Source organism: Schnuerera sp., assembly GCF_035459645.1.
GTDB lineage: Bacteria > Bacillota > Clostridia > Tissierellales > Tepidimicrobiaceae > Schnuerera.
Genome location: NZ_DATHXO010000057.1, coordinates 1 through 7,425 on the forward strand (window position 1 = coordinate 1; position 7,425 = coordinate 7,425).

10 protein-coding genes are annotated in these 7,425 nt (G+C 27.1%); 1 reads left to right on the forward strand and 9 read right to left on the reverse strand.

Going from position 1 to position 7,425, the window contains the following annotated elements:
• Nucleotides 1–208 (reverse strand): hypothetical protein (locus VK998_RS01360; protein ID WP_325224627.1); only part of this gene is annotated, 208 nt, incomplete at its 3' end.
• Nucleotides 209–364: 156 nt separating this feature from the next.
• Nucleotides 365–568, reverse strand: a complete 204-nt coding sequence (locus VK998_RS01365) for a hypothetical protein (protein ID WP_325224630.1) — start codon at nucleotides 566–568, stop codon at nucleotides 365–367.
• Between the two features lie 131 nt (nucleotides 569–699).
• Between VK998_RS01365 and VK998_RS01370 the strand changes: the two genes are divergently transcribed.
• A complete protein-coding gene (locus tag VK998_RS01370) occupies nucleotides 700–897 on the forward strand; it encodes a DUF378 domain-containing protein (protein ID WP_325224632.1) in 198 nt (65 codons plus the stop codon).
• Nucleotides 898–911: 14 nt separating this feature from the next.
• Here the strand turns inward: VK998_RS01370 and VK998_RS01375 are convergent, their stop codons facing one another.
• The 7 genes from VK998_RS01375 to VK998_RS01405 form a co-directional block, all read right to left on the reverse strand.
• Nucleotides 912–1,079 (reverse strand): hypothetical protein, encoded by a 168-nt coding sequence (locus VK998_RS01375; protein ID WP_325224635.1) that lies wholly within the window; start codon nucleotides 1,077–1,079, stop codon nucleotides 912–914.
• Between the two features lie 63 nt (nucleotides 1,080–1,142).
• Nucleotides 1,143–1,685, reverse strand: coding sequence for a class IV adenylate cyclase (locus VK998_RS01380; protein ID WP_325224638.1), 543 nt, complete (start codon nucleotides 1,683–1,685; stop codon nucleotides 1,143–1,145).
• Nucleotides 1,686–1,707: 22 nt separating this feature from the next.
• The gene (nagB, locus tag VK998_RS01385) at nucleotides 1,708–2,433 is read right to left on the reverse strand and encodes a glucosamine-6-phosphate deaminase (protein ID WP_325224640.1); all 726 of its coding nucleotides are present in this window, start codon (nucleotides 2,431–2,433) and stop codon (nucleotides 1,708–1,710) included.
• A gap of 122 nt (nucleotides 2,434–2,555) precedes the next feature.
• Nucleotides 2,556–3,599 (reverse strand): homoserine dehydrogenase, encoded by a 1,044-nt coding sequence (locus VK998_RS01390; RefSeq protein ID WP_325224641.1) that lies wholly within the window; start codon nucleotides 3,597–3,599, stop codon nucleotides 2,556–2,558.
• Nucleotides 3,600–3,637: 38 nt separating this feature from the next.
• Nucleotides 3,638–4,321 carry a metallophosphoesterase gene (locus VK998_RS01395; protein WP_325224643.1) on the reverse strand — a complete coding sequence of 228 codons (684 nt, stop codon included), beginning with the start codon at nucleotides 4,319–4,321 and terminating at the stop codon, nucleotides 3,638–3,640.
• Between the two features lie 83 nt (nucleotides 4,322–4,404).
• Nucleotides 4,405–6,837, reverse strand: a complete 2,433-nt coding sequence (locus VK998_RS01400; RefSeq protein WP_325224644.1) for an ATP-binding protein — start codon at nucleotides 6,835–6,837, stop codon at nucleotides 4,405–4,407.
• Nucleotides 6,834–7,425 (reverse strand): metallophosphoesterase family protein (locus tag VK998_RS01405; RefSeq protein WP_414713535.1); only part of this gene is annotated, 592 nt, incomplete at its 5' end. The genes VK998_RS01400 and VK998_RS01405, both read right to left, overlap by 4 nt.

A 7,425-nucleotide genomic window follows, 5' to 3' on the forward strand; every position in this document is an offset into this window, starting at 1 on the left:
TACCATAATTATTGTCTGTAATATCAAATTTTTTAGACAAGTTCCCTTTTGCTACTTCATCCACTCCTTTTTCAATTTTTTTCCTATTATTTTCTTTGTCCCTATATACGTATGAAATAATTTCTAAAATAACAATAGCGCCTATAGCAAAATAAAAATATGTCTGTATTGGGTAATAGGTAAAGATAAAAAACAAAATAGCAATCATTAATAGTTTTAGAATAAATATTAAAATAGAAATCCCTCCCTTTCATTTATATATTTATATTAATTTTATCATATTAGAGAAAATTTCCAACATATTTATATAATGATCATCATTGAAGTAAATTATTAAAAGAAAATCCCGTATTAAAATACGGGATTAGAAACACCAACCATTCGTAAATAATATAACTAACAGCAAGAAGAAGAAAAGTAAAGAATCATCTCCACCATTAAACCAACAACCATCATTAAATAATACTACAAGCAGCAAGAAGAAAAATAGCAACTCATCATCTACTTCATTAAAAATACCACCTATGCCTCTTCTTTTTCCACCTGCAACATTAGATTCATCTACCATTATAATTTACCTCCTTATTATTTCTTCTCTCACTGTATACTATGTCATAAAATACTTTTAGGTTACTTATTTGAGAATAATTATTTATTTATTTGGAAAGAATAGTTTTAAGAATAAAAAGGAGTGATTCTATGGATACATTAGCTTTAGTATTAGTTATTATTGGTGCAATTAATTGGGGTTTAATTGGGTTATTTCAGTTTGATCTTGTTGCAACAATTTTTGGAGGTTCAAACTCAGCTCTGAGTAGAATAATCTATGGTTTAGTTGGTTTAGCAGGATTATATTCATTTAAGTTTTTATTCAGAGATAGAGAAAAAACACAGTAGATTTTCTACTGTGTTTAAAATATGCCAAAAAGGAATAGAACTAAGAAAATAAGTAATATATTATCATCAAAAATTGTATCAAATCCTCCTCCAAATCCACCGAATAATAATAATATTACTAGTATTAAAATTATACTACTACTTCCACCTTTTGTAAGGCCCTGTAATAAATCATCTAACATTTGAAAACCTCCCCAAAAAACATACTTTATTATATACTATTCAAACTATGTTTTTTGGTTACATTATAATTCTTCTTTTAATTCTACTATTGATTTAGTTGAAATATTAGTTTTGTCAATATTTAATAATTCTATGGCTTTCTCTAAATCCTCTTCATTCTCCACTTCAATTTCCATATATGGATTAGGGTAAGTATCTTCATCCCAGATATCTAAATCAAATCTTATTTTATCATATAGATAAGATTTTCTTTCTTTATATCCTTTTTCTATTATCTCATATCCTAAATCTTTTAATATGGCTATCAAAGAATCCTTATCTTCTATTTGGGTGGTTATCTCAATGTTTTCTCTAACACCTTCATTACTTACATTCTTTTTTAAAGTTAATTTTGTTTCTACTTTTTTTGTAAGTAGGTTTTTAGTTTCTCTAATCCTCAAATAGCTATTTAAGACTTTCTCTATATAATTGTCCTTGGAATCTAATATAATATTTTTTTGATATTCTTTCGCTACTAGTTTAGCACCTAAGTCTATAAGCTGTTTTTCCATATGGTTTAAATCAATATTTAAAACCTTTATTTCTATTTCTTTTCCTTTTCCCATAAGATCTCCTTCTTTTAGTATACTATCCTTGATATGCTTCTTCGTCTATTATGACAGTAACATCTGGGTGCAATAAAAGCATACTTGCAGGTAATTGTGTTGTAATCTTGTCTTCTCTTAATAACTCTTTAATTACCTTTGCTTTTTTCTTTCCATTTGCTAATAAGATGATTTTTTTTGCTTTCATAATAGTCCCTATTCCCATAGTTATAGCAGTTTTTGGAACCTCATCAATAGAATCAAAAAATCTAGAATTAGCTTCTATTGTTGATTGAGTTAAATCGACTACACTGGTACCTACATTCAAAGTATCATCTGGTTCATTAAAAGCAATATGACCATTTTCCCCAATTCCAAGAATCTGCAAGTCTATACCACCTTTTTCTTGAATTAATTCATCATATTCTTCACAGTATTTTTCCAAATCATTAGCTTTACCATCGGGAATATAAGTATTTTTCAAATCTATATTTATATGATTAAACAATATGTTCTTCATAAAATAATGATAACTATTTGGATGCTCTACGTCTATTCCCACATATTCGTCTAAATTAAATGTAATAACATTAGAAAAATCCAGTCCATCTTCCTTATGCATCCTAATCAATTCTCTATACATACCTTCTGGTGTACTCCCCGTAGCTAAACCTAAAACCATATTAGGTTTTTTACTCATTTCTTCTTTAACAATATTTGCTGCTACTTTACTAAGCTTTTCATAATCTTTTTCCACAAATAATTTCATTTTATAACCTCCTACTATATAGATTGAATTTCAATTTTTAATAATCTAATTATATTATATACCTTATTATTTCATTAGCAAATAGCAAAACCCTCAACCATAATAATTGAGGGCTACTTAAATCAAATATTATTACTAATAAATTTATATCCTCTTTTAATATTAATTAAGTCTCTTAGTATAGATGAAGCTGCCGGAGTAACACCAGAAGCTCCTCCAATAATTGTTAAATCGCCTAATGTATCAGAAACATATCTTATACCTTTATTCTTGTCATCTACTCCATAAAGTGGGTTCTTTGTATCTAGTTTTTCAAGTCTAACTGTCATATCTAATCCATCTTCTACTTTTACCGTTTTCCCAACAAGTTTGTATTTTTTACCTTCTTTTGCTGCTTCCTGTATATCAGAAATTTTAATTTTACTAATACCTTCTACCTTTATATCTTTAAGTTCTTTTTCTTGATTCATTAAAACATTGGTTAAAATCAATAATTTTATTGCAGTATCCCATCCTTCCACATCTAGGGTTGAATCGGTTTCAGCAATTCCTAATTCTTGAGCTTTTTTTAATGCCTCATCATATTCTAACATGTTTTTTTCCATTTCATTGAGAATAAAATTTGTAGTACCATTTAAAACACCTTCTATGGATTGGATTGTCGAACCTGCCATATCCATTAATCCTCCATTAATCGTTGGCAATGCACCACCTGTAGTACATCCAATCCCCAGTTGAACATTGTTTTTAGAAGCTATTTCCTTTAATCTTTTATAAGCTAATAAAATTGGACCTTTATTGGCAGTAACCACGTGGAATCCATTTTTAAGGGATTCCACTATATGAGTCATGCCAGGTTCTCCAGTATTTTTATTTGTAGGTGTCATTTCAATCACCATATCTATATCTTTATTCTCTAACAAGTCGTTGAAAGTTATATGCTGAACTTCTCCTGTAGAAAAATTCATTATATCCTTGTTTAATTTAGTATAGTTTACAAATTCTTCAATATCTATACCATCTGGATTATAAATCCCACCTTTTGATGTAATTACATATTTTACATTGGGATTTATATCTTCTTTAGATAACTCATCTTTTTTATCTAACAATAATTGAAGAAAAGCCCTACCTACACCACCATATCCTATGATAGCTATTCTCATAATAATTCCTCCTTAATTCATTCTGACAGTAAATCCTATTATATTATTTTTTTAGGTTTAAAATCTATAAAATCGCTAGAAACACAATAAAACTGAATTCCATTAATTTTATCTTCGACTACAAATCTATGGCCTTCTGCATGTAAATGACCATAGATACATATATCAATATGGTGTTTTATCATTAAATCAACAAACTTATTAGGTGAACCATCCATATTAAAGGGAGGATAATGAAGCATAGCTATTTTTATATTAATATCTTTTTTAATACTTGTTAAAGATAAATTCAGTCTATTTAACTCCCTATTAAATACTTTTTCATCCTGCTTATCAAAACCTTCATAATCCTCAGATATCCAACCTCTAGTTCCGCCGATACCAATATTATTATATATATAACTATCATTTTGAACAAAAGTAATTGTTTTTAAATTCAATTCCTTTAGTTTTTTAGGTCCTTGCCACCAATAATCATGGTTTCCTTTAGTTATTATTTTATACCCTGGCAAATCATCTATCCTTTTTAAATCATCATAGGCTTTTTTCAGTTTTAATGCCCAGGATATATCACCAGGTAATAAAACTAAATCTTCATCACCAACAAGCTGATTCCAATTACTAAATATCTTTTTTTCATGATCTATCCAATTATCTCCAAAAACATCCATTGGTTTTTCCTGAGAATAATCTAAATGTAAATCACCTATTCCATATATCAAACCCATCACCTCAGTTAATGTTAATGTAATACTTAAAGGTTAGAAACTGCTAAAATACATAAATAAGCCCTTAAAGTATTAGATTAACTTAAGTTTATCATATTGTACTTTAAGCCTAATTTGTCTAATATTTGTTTTTCCCTGTGATGACAAGTAAAAAGAAGTATTTGTTTTGATTGGCTCATATTTCCTAAAAAATTTAAAATATTTTCAAGTCTCTCATCATCGTATTGAATAAAGCAATCATCTAAAATTAAAGGTAAATTATCCCCTTTCATAGAGCTGATTACACTAAACCTCAATGCAAAATATAACTGATCTATGGTTCCACCACTTAAACTATCAACATCTATTATTGCCTTTGTCTGAGGATTCTCAATAGCAATATTTAAATCATCGTTTACTTTTACCTGCTCATACTTCCCGCCAGAAATATAGTTTATTAATTTGCTGACTTCTCTATTTATTCTAGGCGCAAATTGATTATGTATTTCCTGAGAAATACTATCTATTGTAGACTTAGCTATTTTTATGGATTTAATCTTGTTTTCATAATGTTGAATTTCCTTTTTTACCCTATTTATTTCCTCCCCAATGTCTATTAATAGTTTAACTTCTTGATTTAAATTAAAAATTCTCTCCTCTAACCTTGAACAAATATTTCTATCAATAGAAAGGGATTCTTCTTTAATATTGATTTGAGTTTTGACTTCAGATATATCTACCATTTCCATACTTTCAAAATATTCATTATCATAAATGGATAATTGCATCTTTAATTCTTCTAAAGTTGTATTCCCTAAAATTTTCTCAATAATTTCAATTTTACCTTTTCTATCTCTTAATAAACTATCATAATTTCGTTTTTTATCTAACCCCTCTTTGAATTCATTTAAATTATTAGAATTATTCTTATGAAGTATATTCTCTAATTTATAAATGATACTTTCCCTTTCTTTTTTCTTTGTTTTTAAAATTAATTTAGATTTCTCTATATCCTCTTCTAATTGGGAAATTGTTTTAAATCTCTGGTTTTTATTAATTTGGTCCAAGCGTATGTTATCATATAGTCTATTTAATTCTAATTTAGATGAACAATTATATTTAATAAGTAGATTCTTCTGTTCTTCTTCCAAACCCCTTAATTCTTTCTTTCTCTTTTCTTCTTCTAAAGCAATCTTTTGAATATTTCTATTTAAATCGTCCACCTCATTTAAAATAGCTCCCCTAGATTTTCTTGATACAAAATATAGGCCTGCAAAAGGTAAAGCTAAAATTGCAAGAATTGGATTAATTAATATTAATCCTAATGCAATTACCGTTAATAAAATCAAAATATTACTTTTAATTTTAGATTTATTTGCTTTGTCCTCAATCATTTTGAATTCTCTTTTTAGAATTTCCAATCTATTTTGCTGATTATTGAGAATTAGTTTATTCTTTTTATCTTCCATTTCATTATAAATATTCATATCACGGAATAATTCTTCTGGATTTAGCCCTCTTATAGTACCATTATCTTTCTCAATGTTAAATTCACTTAGTTCCAATTCCATACTGCTTATTTTTGATAATAGCTCTTTGATTTCTCTGGTTAAGCTATCTTTATGATTTTCTAATCTTAAACTAATTTCATAATCATCTAAGGATAGGTTAGAATAAGGCTTTAATTTTTCAATTTCTTCATCTACTGTTTTAATTTCCTCTTTTAAGTTTAATATGTCTTCATATTTTTTCTTCTTTTCTAATATTTTAGCTTTTTGAATTTGATCTTTTAATTGTTGAATTTTCCCTTCTTCATATTCAATTTTATCTTTTAAAACATTGAACTCATCAATTGAATTATTATACTCTTTTTGTTTTTCCAATGCTAATTTTCGTTTTTCTTTTAATTTATTCAACTTGACTATGGAACTTCCATAAGGTTTTGTATATGCTTTATCTGTGCCTATTTTGTCCAACTTTTTATCCAAATTTGAAATAGCATGTTTTACAGATATTTCATCATCTAAACTAGTACTAATATTAGCTAATCTATCTTTAACTTCTGTAGATAAGGTAGAGTCAATTTTGTTTCCTAGCTGCTTTATGGAAATAGTATTTTTATATACGGTAGTATTAAAATCAAAAAAATATAATCCAGGAAGATGAACTTTGACTTTTTCTCCATTGTCTATTTTATCAGTTATATCTTCTCCTGTTAGTTCGTCATATACTTTTACCTCTCCTTTATTAAAATTCCTTTCTATCCTGTATTTTTTATCATCCTTTAAAAACTTTAATATCCCCATATATTGATTAGCATTCCATGGCTTATATTTTTCATATTCCTCTAAATAATATCTTTTTTTTGCATAGGGTTTTAAAAAACCATAAAACATACCATCTATAAAATTATGTATAGTAGTCTTTCCAGATTCATTTTCTCCGTATAATATATTAAGCCCTTTTTCTAAATTAAATCTTTCTTTTTGGAATTTACCAAAAGAAATTAAATTTAATTCCTTTAAAATCATGACTCCACCTTGCCTTTCATCAAAGCTTCTAACCCAATATAAAGGGCTTCCCTGTTTAGTCTGTCTTCTAAATCTTTATTCTTCATTTCCCGTATAAAATATCCTATTATATTATCTTTATTGTCCATTTCTAATCTATCTAAATCATAATCTATTATGGTATTATCAACTATTTCCATATAATAAAAATCCTCTTCTAAGATTTTCTTCATATCTTGACTATCTATGTCTACATCTTTATTGACAATACCTTCTAATTTTATTCTGTAAAAATTTTTTATTCTTTCTTCTTTTTTGTCACATTGTTTTATTTTACCTACTATATCTATATATCCTAAAGTTTCATCTACTTTAATAGTTTTTTCTAAAAATTTCCTGCTACTAAAAGGTACAAAATCTACCTGAGTATTTCCTAATTCTATATTTCCTTGAATAATTCCATGTTCTCCTAATTCTCCAAAATGTAAAGGTTCTGGACTACCACAATAGGCCATTTTAGACGAAATTATATTTGGTTTATGAATATGTCCTAATCCAATATAGTCAAAACCTAATTGTTCTAAGTATTTTTTATCTAAAGGTAGATAT

Coding starts and splice junctions, on each gene's coding strand:
- VK998_RS01365 (WP_325224630.1), bottom strand. CDS start 568: ATGGTAGATGAATCTAATGTTGCAGGTGGAAAAAGAAGAGGCATAGGT.
- VK998_RS01370 (WP_325224632.1), top strand. CDS start 700: ATGGATACATTAGCTTTAGTATTAGTTATTATTGGTGCAATTAATTGG.
- VK998_RS01375 (WP_325224635.1), bottom strand. CDS start 1,079: ATGTTAGATGATTTATTACAGGGCCTTACAAAAGGTGGAAGTAGTAGT.
- VK998_RS01380 (WP_325224638.1), bottom strand. CDS start 1,685: ATGGGAAAAGGAAAAGAAATAGAAATAAAGGTTTTAAATATTGATTTA.
- nagB (WP_325224640.1), bottom strand. CDS start 2,433: ATGAAATTATTTGTGGAAAAAGATTATGAAAAGCTTAGTAAAGTAGCA.
- VK998_RS01390 (WP_325224641.1), bottom strand. CDS start 3,599: ATGAGAATAGCTATCATAGGATATGGTGGTGTAGGTAGGGCTTTTCTT.
- VK998_RS01400 (WP_325224644.1), bottom strand. CDS start 6,837: ATGATTTTAAAGGAATTAAATTTAATTTCTTTTGGTAAATTCCAAAAA.